At 70.7% G+C, this 14168-nt stretch carries 14 protein-coding genes; 7 read left to right on the forward strand and 7 right to left on the reverse strand.

The features are described from left to right. Positions 1-10: 10 nt before the first annotated feature. Positions 11-1120, reverse strand: coding sequence for an S-(hydroxymethyl)glutathione dehydrogenase/class III alcohol dehydrogenase (locus DJ017_RS19345; RefSeq protein WP_111530558.1), 1110 nt, complete (start codon positions 1118-1120; stop codon positions 11-13). 159 nt (positions 1121-1279) lie between these two features. Here DJ017_RS19345 and DJ017_RS20570 point away from each other — a divergent pair, with 159 nt between their 5' ends. The 5 genes from DJ017_RS20570 to DJ017_RS19375 all read left to right on the forward strand — a co-directional run bounded on the left by DJ017_RS20570 (position 1280) and on the right by DJ017_RS19375 (position 6280). Then, the gene (locus DJ017_RS20570; RefSeq protein ID WP_165830730.1) at positions 1280-1705 is read left to right on the forward strand and encodes a hypothetical protein; all 426 of its coding nucleotides are present in this window, start codon (positions 1280-1282) and stop codon (positions 1703-1705) included. A 76-nt stretch (positions 1706-1781) separates the two neighbouring features. After that, a complete protein-coding gene (locus tag DJ017_RS19360) occupies positions 1782-1970 on the forward strand; it encodes a DUF3008 family protein (RefSeq protein ID WP_111530561.1) in 189 nt (62 codons plus the stop codon). An 88-nt stretch (positions 1971-2058) separates the two neighbouring features. Further along, a complete protein-coding gene (locus DJ017_RS19365) occupies positions 2059-3675 on the forward strand; it encodes an MFS transporter (protein ID WP_227000259.1) in 1617 nt (538 codons plus the stop codon). Beyond that, positions 3672-4742: an HlyD family secretion protein gene (locus tag DJ017_RS19370; RefSeq protein ID WP_111530562.1), complete on the forward strand. Its 1071-nt coding sequence runs from the start codon at positions 3672-3674 to the stop codon at positions 4740-4742. The genes DJ017_RS19365 and DJ017_RS19370 overlap by 4 nt, the downstream gene beginning before the upstream one ends. Positions 4743-4783: 41 nt before the next feature. After that, positions 4784-6280 carry an amidase gene (locus DJ017_RS19375; RefSeq protein ID WP_111530563.1) on the forward strand — a complete coding sequence of 499 codons (1497 nt, stop codon included), beginning with the start codon at positions 4784-4786 and terminating at the stop codon, positions 6278-6280. Here DJ017_RS19375 and DJ017_RS19380 read toward each other — a convergent pair. Continuing rightward, on the reverse strand, positions 6277-7350 hold the full coding sequence (locus DJ017_RS19380; protein ID WP_111530564.1) for an acyl-CoA dehydrogenase family protein: 1074 nt from the start codon (positions 7348-7350) through the stop codon (positions 6277-6279). The two genes, DJ017_RS19375 and DJ017_RS19380, sit on opposite strands and share 4 nt — an antisense overlap. Positions 7351-7355: 5 nt before the next feature. Next, positions 7356-8534 carry an acyl-CoA dehydrogenase family protein gene (locus DJ017_RS19385; protein ID WP_111530565.1) on the reverse strand — a complete coding sequence of 393 codons (1179 nt, stop codon included), beginning with the start codon at positions 8532-8534 and terminating at the stop codon, positions 7356-7358. Between the two features lie 121 nt (positions 8535-8655). Here DJ017_RS19385 and DJ017_RS19390 point away from each other — a divergent pair, with 121 nt between their 5' ends. Beyond that, positions 8656-9972 (forward strand): PQQ-dependent sugar dehydrogenase, encoded by a 1317-nt coding sequence (locus DJ017_RS19390; RefSeq protein WP_227000260.1) that lies wholly within the window; start codon positions 8656-8658, stop codon positions 9970-9972. Here the strand turns inward: DJ017_RS19390 and DJ017_RS19395 are convergent. Both DJ017_RS19395 and DJ017_RS19400 read right to left on the reverse strand, forming a co-directional pair. Next, entirely contained in the window at positions 9965-10549 is a 585-nt protein-coding gene (locus DJ017_RS19395) for a GNAT family N-acetyltransferase (RefSeq protein WP_227000261.1), read from the reverse strand. The two genes, DJ017_RS19390 and DJ017_RS19395, sit on opposite strands and share 8 nt — an antisense overlap. Continuing rightward, on the reverse strand, positions 10528-10893 hold the full coding sequence (locus DJ017_RS19400) for a VOC family protein (RefSeq protein WP_111530566.1): 366 nt from the start codon (positions 10891-10893) through the stop codon (positions 10528-10530). Before DJ017_RS19400 ends, DJ017_RS19395 begins: the two co-directional genes overlap by 22 nt. A gap of 72 nt (positions 10894-10965) precedes the next feature. Here DJ017_RS19400 and DJ017_RS19405 point away from each other — a divergent pair, with 72 nt between their 5' ends. After that, positions 10966-12177: a M24 family metallopeptidase gene (locus DJ017_RS19405; protein ID WP_111530567.1), complete on the forward strand. Its 1212-nt coding sequence runs from the start codon at positions 10966-10968 to the stop codon at positions 12175-12177. Positions 12178-12184: 7 nt separating this feature from the next. Here DJ017_RS19405 and DJ017_RS19410 read toward each other — a convergent pair whose 3' ends face one another. Next, entirely contained in the window at positions 12185-12871 is a 687-nt protein-coding gene (locus tag DJ017_RS19410) for an SDR family NAD(P)-dependent oxidoreductase (protein WP_111530568.1), read from the reverse strand. 122 nt (positions 12872-12993) lie between these two features. Continuing rightward, on the reverse strand, positions 12994-14166 hold the full coding sequence (locus DJ017_RS19415; RefSeq protein WP_111530569.1) for an acetyl-CoA C-acetyltransferase: 1173 nt from the start codon (positions 14164-14166) through the stop codon (positions 12994-12996). Positions 14167-14168: the final 2 nt, after the last annotated feature.

Below are 14168 nucleotides of genomic sequence, written 5' to 3' on the forward strand. Positions count from 1 at the left end.
CCTCCGCCGCTCAGTAGACGACGACGCTGCGGATGCTCTCGCCGGCATGCATCAGGTCGAAGGCCTTGTTGATGTCCTCCAGCGGCATGGTGTGGGTGATCATCGGGTCGATCTCGATCTTCCCGTTCATGTACCAGTCGACGATCTTCGGCACGTCGGTGCGGCCGCGCGCCCCGCCGAACGCCGTGCCCTTCCAGACGCGGCCGGTGACCAGCTGGAACGGGCGCGTGGCGATCTCCTTGCCGGCCTCGGCCACGCCGATGATCACGCTCTCGCCCCAGCCGCGGTGACAGGCTTCCAGCGCCTGGCGCATGACGGTCGTGTTCCCGGTGCAGTCGAACGTGTAGTCGGCGCCGCCGTCGGTGAGCGCGACGAGGTGCTGGACGAGCTCGCCGTCCACCGTCTTCGGGTTGACGAAGTGGGTCATGCCGAAGCGGCGGCCCCATTCCTCGCGGTCGGGATTGATGTCGACGCCGACGATCATCGAGGCGCCCGCCATCTTGGCCCCCTGGACCACGTTCAGACCGATGCCGCCCAGGCCGAAGACGATCACGTTGGCGCCCGGCTCGACCTTGGCCGTGTTGACCACCGCCCCGACGCCGGTGGTGACGCCGCAGCCGATGTAGCAGGCCTTGTCGAAGGGCGCGTCCTCCCGGACCTTGGCGACCGCGATCTCCGGCAGGACCGTGTAGTTCGAGAAGGTCGAGCAGCCCATGTAGTGGAAGATCGGCTGGCCCTTGTAGGAGAAGCGGCTCGTGCCGTCCGGCATCAGGCCCTTGCCCTGGGTCGCGCGGATCGCCGTGCACAGGTTGGTCTTGCGGCTGAGGCAGCTTTTGCACTGCCGGCATTCGGGCGTGTAGAGCGGGATCACGTGATCGCCCGGCTTCACGCTGGTGACGCCCGGCCCCACCTCGACCACCACGCCAGCGCCTTCGTGGCCGAGGATCGAGGGGAAGATGCCTTCGGAGTCGAAGCCGTCGAGGGTGTAGGCGTCGGTGTGGCAGATCCCCGTGGCCTTGATCTCCACCAGCACCTCGAAGGCCTTCGGCCCCTCCAGATCCACCTCGACGATCTCCAGCGGCTTCTTGGCTTCGAAGGCGACAGCGGCGCGGGTCTTCATCGGCAGGCTCCTGAGGTCGGGATTGCGCGGGGTTCTTACGACATTGCGCCGCGCCCCGTCTCCTATCTCCCCGTCCCGCGTCTAGCGAGCTTGACCGTAGTCAAAGCCAGGGTTGCGGAGTGGGTGGATGGTCGCACAGCTCACACGGAGATTCCCCCGATGTCGCTTGCCACCAGGTCCTGCCTCGCCGCGGGCGCCGCCCTCCTCCTCCTCGCCGGATCCGCCTCGGCCGCCACGCCCGTCCCGGTGGACGCCGAGACGACCGTCGGCGGCGTGCCCGTCGCCTGCACGGGCATCGGCCAGACTCGGCTCGATCCCAAGTGGGCCGGCTATGGGGTGCGCGTGGAGTTCTCCAACGCGCTGAACGAATACCTCGGCGGCGGCTCGGTGACGGTGAAGGACAGGAAGGGCGCCGAGGTGCTGAGCCTCTCCTGCGACGCGCCCTGGATTCTCATGAGGCTGCCGGCCGGGACCTACACGATCGAGGGACAGCCTGTGGATTCGGCGGCCAAGCCGCGCAGCGCCCCCTTCACGCCCCCCAAGACGGGGCAGATGCGGCTCGTCCTTCAGTTTCCCGACGCCTGAGCCGGGAGCCCTCCCGCGCCGAGACCGTTCCCCTGCACGTCCGCAGGTACGCGGGCGCTTTGCAGGAGATCATCCCATGCCCGCCAAGTCCAAGGCGCAGCAGAAGGCCGCCGGAGCCGCCCTGTCGATCAAGCGCGGCGACACGCCGAAGTCCAAGGCCCGCGAGCCCTCCAAGCACATGGCCGAGTCCATGAGCGAGAAGGAGCTGGAGAAGATGGCGCACACCAAGCGCAAGGGTAAGCCGGAGCACGCCGCCCGCTCCTGAGGAGGGGCATCTTTTGTTGGGCGGGCGAACCCGCGCCCGCGCTCCGTATTGAAGCTGCGAGCCCAAGCTCGGGCCCAAGCTTCGGACCGTGAGCCAGCCGCCCGCCGCCCTCCCTTCGCCGCCGCCCGCCGCCCCGCCCTACGAGCTGGGGCGGGGGCTGGTGTATGCGGCGATGTCCGTCCTGGTCGGCATCACCGGCGGGCTCGGCATCAACATCGTCACGGCCAATCTGCCGGCGATCCAGGGCGCGTTGGGCGCCACCCCGACAGAAGGCGCCTGGCTGCTCGCCGCCTACTACGCCACCTCGATCAGCCTCTCGGCCCTGCTGGTGAAATTCCGCTACCAGTTCGGCCTTCGCCTGTTCGCCGATCTGGGCCTTGGCCTCTACATCCTGGTCACGGCCGCGCACCTGCTGTCCAACGACCTCCGCTCGGCCGTGGCGCTGAGGGCGGCTCAGGGCGTCGCCGCCGCGCCCATGACCTCCCTCGCCATCCTCTACATGACCGCCGCCTGGCCCGAAGCCAGGCGCGCCACCGCGGTGGCGCTGGGCATGGGCGCGAGCCAGCTCGGCGTGCCGCTCGCGCGGGTGATCTCGCCCGACCTGCTGCAGATCGGCCAGTGGCACGGGCTCTACCTCCTGGAGCTCGGCCTGGCGCTCGTCTGCTTCGCCGGGATCACCCTGGTGCGCCTGCCCCCGATCCCCCGGACCATGCGTTTCGAATGGGGCGACCTGGCGAGCTTCGCCCTGTTCGCCCCGGGACTTGGCCTTCTGGCGGTCGCCATCACCATGGGCCGTTACGTCTGGTGGTTCGAGGCGCCGTGGATCGGCGTCTGCCTGGCGACGGCCGTGGTGCTGCTCGCCGCCGCCATCCTCCTGGAGCTGCACCGGGAACGGCCGCTGCTCGACATCCGCTGGCTCTCGTCGGGCGAGATGTTGCGTCTGCTGGCGGGCGTCGTCCTGTTCCGCCTGGCCCTCTCGGAGCAGACGACCGGCGCTGTGGGGTTCATGCAGGTCCTCGGTCTGACCAACGACCAGATGCAGACCCTGTTCTGGATCGAACTCTGCGCGATGATCGTCGGCTTCGTGTGGATCGGTCTGACCATCAAGCCGGAGCGGCCGCTCACGCCGCTCGCCTTCGCACTGAGCCTGATCATCGCCGCCTCGTGGCTCGACGCTCACTCCACGAGCCTGACGCGGCCGGCCCAGATGTACCTCACCCAGGGCCTGATGGCGTTCGCCGGCGCCTTTTTCCTGCCGCCCGTCCAGATGTTCGGGATCAGCCGCGCCATGGCCCGCAGCCAGGCGCACTTCGTGAGCTTCGTGATGCTGTTCTCGGCCGGCGTGAACCTCGGAAGCCTGCTGGGCTCGTCCCTGCTCGGCACCTTCGTCATCGTCCGTGAGAAGTTCCACTCGAACCAGCTCACCCAGAGCCTGAGCCTCGCCGATCCCCAGGTGGCGGCCCGGGTGAGGCAGCTCGCGGGCGCCTATGCGCACACCCTGGGCGATGCGCGCCTCAGGAGCGCCGAGGGCCTCGCCCTGCTCCAGCAGCAGGCCACGCGCGAGGCCTATGTGCTGGCCTACAACGACGCTTTCGCCCTGGTGGCGGCGCTGGCGCTCCTGACCTTCGTCTGGATCGTCGGCCTGCGCCTCAGGATCTGGATCTGGCGCCGCCGCCAGGCGCTCGCAGCGGAGGTCGCCGGATGAGCGACGAAGACGACGCCCACATGCGGCGGCCGTGGCTGCTGCGCTCGCGCGCCACGATCCCGATTCTGGCGGCGGCGGCGCTCGGCGTGCTGCTGGTGCTGTTCGCCTGGCGTCTGCCGCCCTTCACCAGCGCCGTCGAGCGCACCGAGGACGCCTATGTGCGCGGGCAGGTGACGGTGATCAGCCCCAAGGTCGACGGCTATGTCACGGCCGTGCCGGTGCAGGATTTCCAGCGCGTGGTGGCGGGCCAGACGCTGGCGCAGATCGACGATCGCATCTACCGCCAGAAGCTTGCCCAGGCTCAGGCCCAGCTCGGCGCCCAGCAGGCCGGGCTCGCCAACTCCGCCCAGCAGCAGAAGAGCGCCCAGGCCAACGTCGCCCAGACCGCCGCGCAGATCGCCTCCGCGCAGGCCGCGCTCGCCCACGCCCGGGCCGACCTGAACCGCACCAACGTCCTGATCCGCGGCGGCTGGGTCTCGCCGCAGCAGCGCGATCAGGCGCTGGCGGCCGAACGTCAGGCGGCCGCCACCGTCGCCCAGACCCAGGCAGGTCGCGAGGTGGCCCGTCAGGCGGTGACCACGTCCGTCGTCGGCCGCGAGGGGCTCGAGGCGCAGGTGGAGAGCGCCCGCGCCGCGGTCCAGCTCGCGGAGATCGACCTTCAGAACACGCGCATCCTGGCCCCGCAGGCGGGCCGCCTGGGCGAGGTGGGCGTGCGGGTCGGCCAGTACGTCACGCCCGGAACGCAACTGATGCAGATCGTTCCGGACCAGATCTGGATCATCGCCAACATGAAGGAGAACCAGATGGCCAAGATCCGGGTCGGCCAGCCGGTGACCTTCCGGGTCGACGCCCTGAACCACGCCGAGCTGAAGGGCCACCTCGAGCGCATCGCCCCGGCGGCCGGCTCCGAGTTCGCCGTGTTGCGGCCCGACAACGCCACCGGCAACTTCACCAAGGTGGCGCAGCGGATTCCCGTCAGGATCGCCATCGATGCAGGCCAACCGCTCGCCGCGCGCCTCAGTCCCGGCATGTCGGTGGTGGTGGGCATCGACACGCGCCGCCACTGAGGCCAAGCTGGCCGGCAAAAGTCCTGAGGGGGGACGTGCGTATGTCCAAGATCACCCGCCGCGGCCTTGCCGCCGCGCCCGTGGCGCTTGTCGCCGTCGCCAACGCCGCCGCAGCCAAGCCCAGGCCGGCCTCGCCGCAGCCGGCCTGGCCCGACGCCACCGAGACCGCCGCCCGCATCCGACGCGGCGAGCTGACCGCCGCAGAAGCCGTGGAGGCCGCCATCCAGCGCGCCGAACGCCTGCAGCCGGCACTCAATTTCCTGGTCAACTCCGACTTCGACAGGGCGCTCGCCAAGGCCAAGACGGGCGCGCCGCAGGGGGCGTTCGCGGGCGTCCCCTTCCTGGTGAAGGACCTCAACGATTACCGCGGCCTGCCCACCCGCAACGGCACGCGGGCCGCGCTGCACAGCCCGCCGGCGGCGAGCCAGGCCGACTACATCAGCGCCTTCGACCGCGCGGGCCTCGTCACCATCGGCAAGTCCGCCACACCGGAGTTCGGCTTCCTGCCGACCACCGAACCCCTGGCGTTCGGGCCGACGCGAAATCCCTGGGATCCGCAGCGGTCGTCAGGCGGCTCCTCGGGCGGGGCGGCGGCGGCCGTGGCCGCGGGCATCGTTCCGATCGCCCACGCCAGCGACGGCGGCGGCTCGATCCGCATTCCGGCCTCCAACTGCGGCCTGTTCGGCCTCAAGCCCTCGCGGGGCCGGATGATCGGAACGCGCGGGGAGACCAAGATCACCGACCTCGGCGTCGAGCACGCGCTGTCGCGCAGCGTCCGCGACTCCGCGGCCCTCTTCGCCCTGACCGAGGACGCCCAGCCCGGCGCCCAGCTCCCGCCGGTCGGCCTCGTCGCCGGACCCGCCAAGCGCCGGCTGCGCGTCGGTCTCCTGATGGAGAACGGCCTCGGCCACGCCCCCTCGCCGGAGGTCGTCGCGGCCACGGACGCCGCCGCCAAGATGGTGGCGAGCCTGGGTCATCGCGTGGAGATCACGCAGTGGCCGGAGGACGGCGCCCGCTTCATCGACGACTTCCTGCTGGTCTGGGCGGCGGGCGCCGCCGAGATCGCGGCCGGCATCGGCAAGGCGATGGGCAAGGCGCCCGACGAGACGGTGCTCGAGCCCTTCACCCTGGGCATGGTGGAGATGTTCCGGAAGGCGCCGCCGGAGGCCCTGCCGGCCGCCATGCAGCGGCTGGAAGCCGATGCGCTCGCCTATGACACCTGGTTCCCGGCCCACCAGTTCGACGTGGTGCTGTCGCCGGTGCTGTCGACGCCCGCGCCCCTGCTCGGCGAGGTGGGGCCGAGCGTTCCGTTCGACACCCTGGTGGCGCGGCTGAAGGAGTACGTGGGCTACACGCCGCTGCACAACATCGCCGGCGCGCCGGCCATGAGCGTGCCGCTCTACTGGACGGCGGCCGGCCTGCCGGTCGGCGCCATGTTCTCGGCCCGCCGCGGCCAGGAGCGCACCCTCTTCGAGCTCGCCTACGAGCTGGAGGCGGCGCGGCCCTGGGCGCAGCGAGCGCCGGCGGTGCGCGCCTAGGCCGCCAGCCCCTGCACGCGGGCGGCGTACTCGCGGACCTTCTCCGGCCCGCCGAGCAGCTGCCGGTTCTGGCCGAGGCGCTTGAACCAGTAGTGCAGGCCCAGCAGGTCGGTCATGCCGATCCCGCCGTGCACCTCGGTCGAGGTCCGGGCGACGAAGCGGCCGATCTCGGAGAGGTGCGCCTTGGCGTGGGCGGCCATCAGGCTCGCTTCCTCGGGCGCGTGATCGAAGGCGTAGGCGGCGTACCAGACGAGCGCGCGGGCGGGCTCCAGCTCCGCGGCCATCTCGGCGCACAGGTGCTTCACGGCCTGGAACGAGCCGATCACCCGGCCGAACTGCTTGCGCTCCTTGGCGTAGGCGACCGCCTTCTCGAGCATGGTCTGGCCGGCGCCGAGCATCTCGGCCGCCAGGACCACCCAGGCCGCATCGCGCAGGCGGGTCAGGGCCTCGTTCGACGCCAGGGGCTCGGCCGGCGTGCCGGCGAAGATCACCTCGGAGAGGCGCCGGGTCTCGTCGATGCTGCTCATCACCGCCGTCTCGGCGGGCCGCTCCGCGAGCCAGAGCTTGCCGTCGCGGTCGGCCACCACCAGCAGGTCGGCGTCCTGGGCGTCGAGGCCGAACAGGCAGAAGCCCTCCAGCCGCCCGTCCTTGGCCACCACGCCCGCGCCGTCGCGCGCGCCCGCCACCGCTTCGGCGATGCAGACCCCTGCGGTCGCCTCGCCGGACGCCAGCTTCGGCAGCCACCTCGCCTGCTGCTCCGGCGTGCCGCCGAGCGTCAGGGCCAGCGGCGCGAGGACCGCGCTGCCCAGGAAGGGCGTCGGCGCCACCGCGCCCCCCAGCGCCTCGGCCGCCACGGCGGCCTCGAGGAGGCCAAGGCCCAGCCCGCCGTGAGCCTCGGGGATCATCAGCCCCGGAAGGCCGAGGTCGGAGAGGCCCGCCCAGATGTCGGCGGCGATGGTCTCCTTGCCCTCGGCATAGCGCCGGACGCGATCGAGCGGCGCGAGGTCGGCGATCGCCTTCCCGACGCTCGCCTGCAGCATCTTCTGGTCTTCGGACAGTGCGAACCGCATCGCTCTTACGCCTTCGCCGGGCTGGGCTCGCGCGGCATGCCGAGCCCCCTTTCGGAGATGATGTTCTTCTGGATCTGGGCCGTGCCGCCGCCGATGATCAGGCCGAGATCGAACATGTAGTTACGCTGCCAGTTGCCCCTGGCGCGCAGGTGCGGGCCGTCGTGGTAGAGGATGCCAAGCTCGCCCAGCGCGTCGATCGCCAGCGCCGCAATCTGGTGGTTCAGCTCGCAGCCCTGAAGCTTGACGACCAGCCCCGCGAGCCCGGCGCCCTCGCCGGTCTGGGCCGCCGTCAGCAGCCGCATGCCGTTGAACTTCATGGCGAACACGCGGGCCTGGAGCTGCATCAGCCGGTCGCGGAAGAGCGGGTTGTCGATGATCCGCTCGCCGCCCACGGTCTCGGTCTTCATCAGCTCGATGAGGGCGTTGAGGCGGGCCTCGGTGGCGTTCGGATCGCCGAGCATGCCGCGCTCGTGCTTGAGCGTGGTGTTGGCCACGAACCAGCCCCGGCCGCGCCCGCCGACGACGTTGGCCTTGGGCACGCGGACGTCGGTGAAGAACACCTCGTTGAACTCGGCATGGCCGGTCATGGTGGTCAGCGGGCGGACCTCGATCCCCGGCGTGGTCATCGGGAAGAGGATGTAGCTGATGCCCTCGTGCTTGGGCGCGTCCGGCTCGGTGCGCACCAGGCAGAAGATCATGTCGGCCTGGTGGGCGGTGCTGGTCCAGATTTTTTGGCCCGAGATCAGGAAGTCGTCGCCGGCCTCGATGGCCTTGGTCTGCAGGGAGGCGAGATCCGAGCCGGCGCCCGGCTCCGAATAGCCCTGGCACCAGATCACCTCGCCGCGAAGCGTCGGCCCGATCCACTGCTTCTTCTGCTCCTCGGAACCGACCTCGAGCAGGGTGGGCACCAGCATGGAGACGCCCTGGTTGGCGATGCCGCGCGGCGCGTCCGCGCGGATGAACTCCTCGGTGATGATCCGGCTCTTCAGGATGTCGGGCTCGGCGCCGTAGCCGCCGTACGCCTTCGGGATGGTGCGGGCGGCGTAGCCGTTGTCGATCAGCAGCCTCTGCCAGGCGAGCACATCCTTCGGCTGGCCGGCGTCGTATTCGCTGCGGTGCGCCTGCAGGAAGGCGCGCACCTCGTCGCGGAACCGCGCCATCTCGGGCGTCAGGGTCAGGTCCATGGTTTCACTCCCTTGTCGGGAACCTGTAGGCCGCCGAGCCCTCTTGGCAATGGCGCCCCGACGTCAGTTTGGACGCTTTGCGGTCGCGGTTATGATCCCGGCCAGGGACGGAGACGAATCCATGCGCAAGATGCTTCTCGTGGGCCTCGCCGGCCTGACCCTCGCCGCCTGCCAGAGCCAGGGATCCTCGGACCCGCTGGCGGGGTTCGGCCCCAACCCGGCCCTGCCGAAGCCGCAGAAGCCGTTCCTCTTGCCGCAGGTCGGCACGCCGAAGGTGGTCGGCTGGCCGGCCGGGGCCACGCCCAAGGCGCCGCCCGGCTTCACCGTAACCCGCTTCGCCGGGGGACTGGACCATCCGCGCTGGGCCTACGTCCTGCCGAACGGCGACGTGCTGGTCTCGGAGTCCGCGACCGAACCCAGCCCCGCCGATCACACCATGAAGGGCCTGGAGGCGCTCGTTGCCAAGCTGGTCATGAAGCGCGTCGGCGCGGTGAAGCCGAGCCCGAACAAGATCTTCATTCTGCGCGACGCCGACGGCGACGGCGTGGCGGAGGTGAAGCAGGTGTTCGCCGAGGGGCTGACGCGGCCGTTCGGCATGGCCCTGGTGGGCGACAGCCTGTACGTGGCCAACGACAACGGCGTGGTGCGCTTCCCCTACAGGGACGGCCAGACCTCGGCCCCGGGAACCGGCGAGAAGGTGTTCGACCTGCCCGGCGGGCCGATCAACCACCACTGGACCAAGAACCTCGTCGCCAGCCCGGACGGGACCAAGCTCTACGCCTCGATCGGTTCGAATTCGAACATCGGCGACAACGGCATGGCCGCCGAGGAAGGCCGGGCGGCGATCTGGCAGTACGATCTCGCCACGAAGGGCGTGCGAAGCTTCGCCACCGGCCTGCGCAATCCGGTGGGCATGGATTTCGAGCCGGTGACGGGCGCGCTCTGGACCTCGGTCAACGAGCGTGACGAGATCGGCGCCGACCTGCCGCCCGACTACATGACCTCGGTGAAGGATGGCGGCTTCTACGGCTGGCCCTACAGCTACTACGGCCAGCACGTCGACGACCGCGTGCAGCCGCAACGACCCGAGCTCGTCGCCAAGGCGATCGCGCCGGATTATGCGCTGGGCCCGCACACGGCCTCGCTTGGCCTGACGTTCTATCGGGGCGACGCCTTCCCGGCCCAGTACCGTGGCGGCGCCTTCGTAGGCCAGCACGGCTCGTGGAACCGCCAGCCGCTCAACGGCTATCGCGTGGTCTTCGTGCCGTTCGCCGGCGGCAAGCCGCAGATGCCGGCGCAGGTGTTCCTGAGCGGCTTCCTCAATTCGGAGAACAAGATCCAGGGCCGGCCGGTGGGCGTCACCGTCGCCAAGGACGGCGCGCTGCTCGTCGTCGACGACGTGGGCGGGATCGTCTGGCGGGTCACGCCCGCTAAGTGAGGTCGACGCGCCACCGCAGGGCCGGTCCGCCGCCGTAGTGGGGGCTCTTGTCGAACTGGCCGACGAGGACGCCGCCGTTCGCCTCGATCACCCGCTGCGAGGGGATGTTGTCGGGCGTGGTGGTCAGTTCGACCCACGGCAGCCCCCGGGCCCTGGCGTCCTCGAGCACCAGGGCGAGCGCGGCCTTGGCGCAGCCGCGGCCCTCCTTCCAAGGCACGACCGCGTAGCCGATGTGGCCAAGGACGTAGGACGGCAGTTCCGCCGTGCCCGGCTGCCAGCGGAAGCCGATGGAGCCGCAGAACTCGCCGTCCCAGATCCAGCGGCGATAGCCCGGCAGTCGCGGCGCCTTGGCGCCGTCCGGCAGGGTGATCGTCTCGCCGCTGGGCTCCAGGTGTTCCAGAGACGCCACGAAGGCCGCCGGGTCGGCGGCGATCCTGGCGAGCTCCTCCTCGGCCGCGGCCGATCCGCGGACATTGTCCGCCGACCAGCCGCGCTCCAGCGCCGCCTTGTAGGCGGGCAGGAACTCGAGGCTCGGCCTTACGAGGCGGACCCCGCTCAGCCCATCTTGAAGACGCACAGCTTGTTGCCGTCCGGGTCGCGGAAGTAGGCGCCGTAGAAGGTGTCGGTGCGCAGGCCGGGCTCGCCCTCGCACTTGGCGCCGGCGGCGATGGCGGCGGCGTGCACCTGATCGACCACCTCGCGCGAGGCGGCGGGCATGCCGAACATCGAGCCGTTGCCGGCGGTGGCCTTCTCGCCGTCGTAGGGCGCGCCGACCGCGAACATGCCGCCATTCGGGCCGGTGTAGAACTGCAGACGCTCGTTGGCGAACATGCGCTTGCCGCCCAGCGGCGCCAGGACGGCGTCGTAGAAGGTGCGGGCGCGCTCGAGGTCGTTGGCGCCGAGCGTGACGTAGCCGATCATGGGGGTCCCCTTTTTCTTGAGGCGGTCATCTTAAGAAGGCGCCCGCGCGGAAGGGCAAGCAGGAGATCGGACATGGCGCGCGGTATCGGCGGCTCGACGGCGCAGGCGGAGCTTGCGGAGCTGAGGCCCTGGCCCAATCCGGCGCCGCCGATCTCGCGCCAGGAGCGGGAGAGCCGGCTCGCCAAGGCGCAGGGGCTGATGGCGGGCATTGGCGCCGACGCCCTGATCATCGGAGCCGGCGCCTCGCTGCGCTACTTCACGGGCGTCGCCTGGGGCGCGACCGAGCGGCTGGTGGCGATGGTGCTGCCGCGCTCGGGGGAGCCGGTGATGATCTGCCCGCGGTTCGAGCTCGGCTCGCTGCAGGCGTCCCTGCAGATCGAGGCCGGCGTCGCGCTGTGGGAAGAGCACGAGAGCCCATACGCGCTGGCGGCGGAAACCTTGGCCGGACTGGGCGCGAAGAGCCTGGCGATCGATCCGGCCCTGCCCTTCTTCGCTTACGACGGCCTGCGGGTGGCCGCGCCCGGGCTGATGCTGGTGAACGGCGCCGCGGTGGTCGACGGCTGCCGGATGATCAAGTCGCCGGCCGAGCTCGCCCTGATGAGCCAGGCCAAGGCGATGACGCTGGAGGTCCACCGGCGGGCCGCGCGGATCCTGCGCGAGGGCGTCACCACCGGCGAGGTGCGCCGCTTCATCGACCAGGCGCACCGGGCGCTGGGCGCGGACAATGGCTCATCCTTCTGCGCGGTGCAGTTCGGCCTCGCCAGCGCCTATCCGCACGGCCTGCCTGGCGAGCAGACGCTGGCCAAGGGCGAGGTGGTGCTGATCGACACCGGCTGCCAGGTGCAGGGCTACAACTCCGACATCACGCGGACCTATGTCTTCGGCGAGCCGAGCGCGGAGCTGCGCCGTGTCTGGGATGTCGAGAAGCGGGCCCAGGCGGCGGCCTTCGCGGCGGTGAAGCCAGGCGTGCCGTGCGAGGCGATCGACGCGGTGGCGCGCGGCGTGCTGGCCGAGGCCGGCTTCGGGCCGGACTACGAGCTGCCCGGCCTGCCGCACCGCACCGGCCACGGCATCGGCCTGTCGATCCACGAAGCGCCCTATCTGGTCCGCGGCGACCGCACGCCGCTGCAGCCCGGCATGTGCTTCTCGAACGAGCCGATGATCGTCATCCCTGACGCCTTCGGCGTGCGGCTGGAAGACCACTTCCACGTGACCGAGACCGGCGCGGCCTGGTTCACCGAACCGCAGCCCGACCTGGAAGAGCCGTTCGCGCCCCGAAACTGAGCCCGTTTCAGACCCGGCCGGTGACCGGCACGAGGGCGCCGGTGACCGCCTTCCCCGCCTCGGAGGCCAGGAAGAGCATCACCGCGGCGAGGTCGGCCGGCGCGACCCAGGCCGAGACGTCCGCCTTGGGCATGTCGGCGCGGTTGGTCGGCGTGTCGAGGATCGAGGGCAGGACCGCGTTGACCGTCACGCCGTCGGACTTCAGCTCCTCGGCCAGGGACTGGGTGAGCGCGTGGACGCCGGCCTTGGACGCCGCATAGGGGCCCATGCCGGCGGCGGCCTTCAGCGCCGCGTTGGCGCCGACGTTGACGATGCGGCCGGAGGCGCTGCGCTTCAGGTGCGGGATGGCGGCGCGGGCGGCGTTGGCCGCGGTCAGGACGTTCATCCGGTAGAGCGCGGGCCAGCTCTCGTAGGACCCTCCCTCCAGCGTCTCCCACCGGAAGCCGCCGGCGATGTTGAAGAGGGCGTCGAGGCCGCCGAAGCGGTCGGCGATGGCGTCCATCGCCGCGCCCGCCGAGACCGCGTCGGTGAGGTCGACGCCGGCCAACACCAGGGCGTCCTTGGGCAGGCCGTCCGGCGCCTTTGGCGCGAAGTCGATGAGGGCGAGGCGCGCGCCCTCGGCGGCGGCGGCTTCGGCGACGGCTCGGCCGAGCGCGCCGAAGGCTCCGGTGATGGCGTAGATGCGACCGGCCATGGATGTCCCTCCGTTCGCCGCCAGCTATGCCCAAGTCAGCGGCAACGAAAAAGGGGTCGCGCGGTGCGACCCCTCATCCGTCAGCTTGGCCGACACCTTCTCCCGCGAGGGGAGAAGGAGACTTACAGCGCTTCGACGATGGTCACGTTGGCGAGACCGCCGCCTTCGCACATGGTCTGCAGGCCGTAGCGCTTGCCGCGCTTCTTGAGCGCGTAGAGCAGGGTCGACATCAGCTTGGTGCCGGAGGCGCCGAGCGGGTGGCCAAGGGCGATCGCGCCGCCGTTGACGTTGATGCGGGCCGGGTCGGCGTTCAGGTGCTGGGCGAAGGCGACCGGCACCGAGGCGAAGGCCTCGTTGACCTCGAAGAGGTCGATGTCGTCGATCTTCATGCCGGCCTTCTGCAGGGCGCGGGCGGTGGCCGGGATCGGGGCTTCCAGCATGATCACCGGGTCATGGCCCATCACCGACATGTGGTGGACGCGGGCCAGCGGCGTCAGGTTGAACTCCTTCAGCGCCTTCTCCGACACGACCATCACGCCCGAGGCGCCGTCGCAGATCTGGCTGGAGGTGGCGGCGGTGATGCGGCCGCCTTCGCGCAGCAGCTTCACGCCCTTCATGCCCTCGAGCGAGACGTCGAAGCGGATGCCCTCGTCCACGTCGTGGCGGACGGTGTTACCCTCGGCGTCCTTGCCGTCGACGGCGACGATCTCGTCCTTGAAGGCGCCGGCCTGGGTGGCCGCGATGCCGCGCTGGTGCGAGGTGTAGCCGAACTCGTCGAGCTGGTCCTTGGTCAGGCCGTACTTCTCGGCGACCATCTCGGCGCCCATGAACTGGCTGAACTGGATGCCCGGATAGCGCTCTTCCTGGCGCGGGCTCTTCGGAACGCCGAAGCCTTCCTTGGCCGGCAGCACGACGGCGAGGCCCATCGGCACGCGGGTCATGCTCTCGACGCCCGAGGCGATGACCACGTCCATGGTGCCGCTCATCACGGCCTGGGCCGCGAACTGCAGCGCCTGCTGCGAGGAGCCGCACTGGCGGTCGACCGAGGTGGCCGGCACCGATTCCGGCAGCTTCGACGCGAGGACCGCGTTGCGGGCGATGTTGGTGGACTGCTCGCCCACCTGGCCCACGCAGCCCATGATCACGTCCTCGATCCGGCTCGGATCCATGCCGGTGCGGTCCACGAGGTCGTTGAGGACCACCGCGGCCAGGTCGGCCGGGTGCCATTCACGAAGACGTCCACCCTTGCGACCGCCGGCGGTGCGGGCGGCGGCGACGATATAGGCCTCGGCCATAT

Origin of the sequence: Phenylobacterium soli (genome assembly GCF_003254475.1) — a bacterium.
Lineage (GTDB): Bacteria > Pseudomonadota > Alphaproteobacteria > Caulobacterales > Caulobacteraceae > Phenylobacterium > Phenylobacterium soli.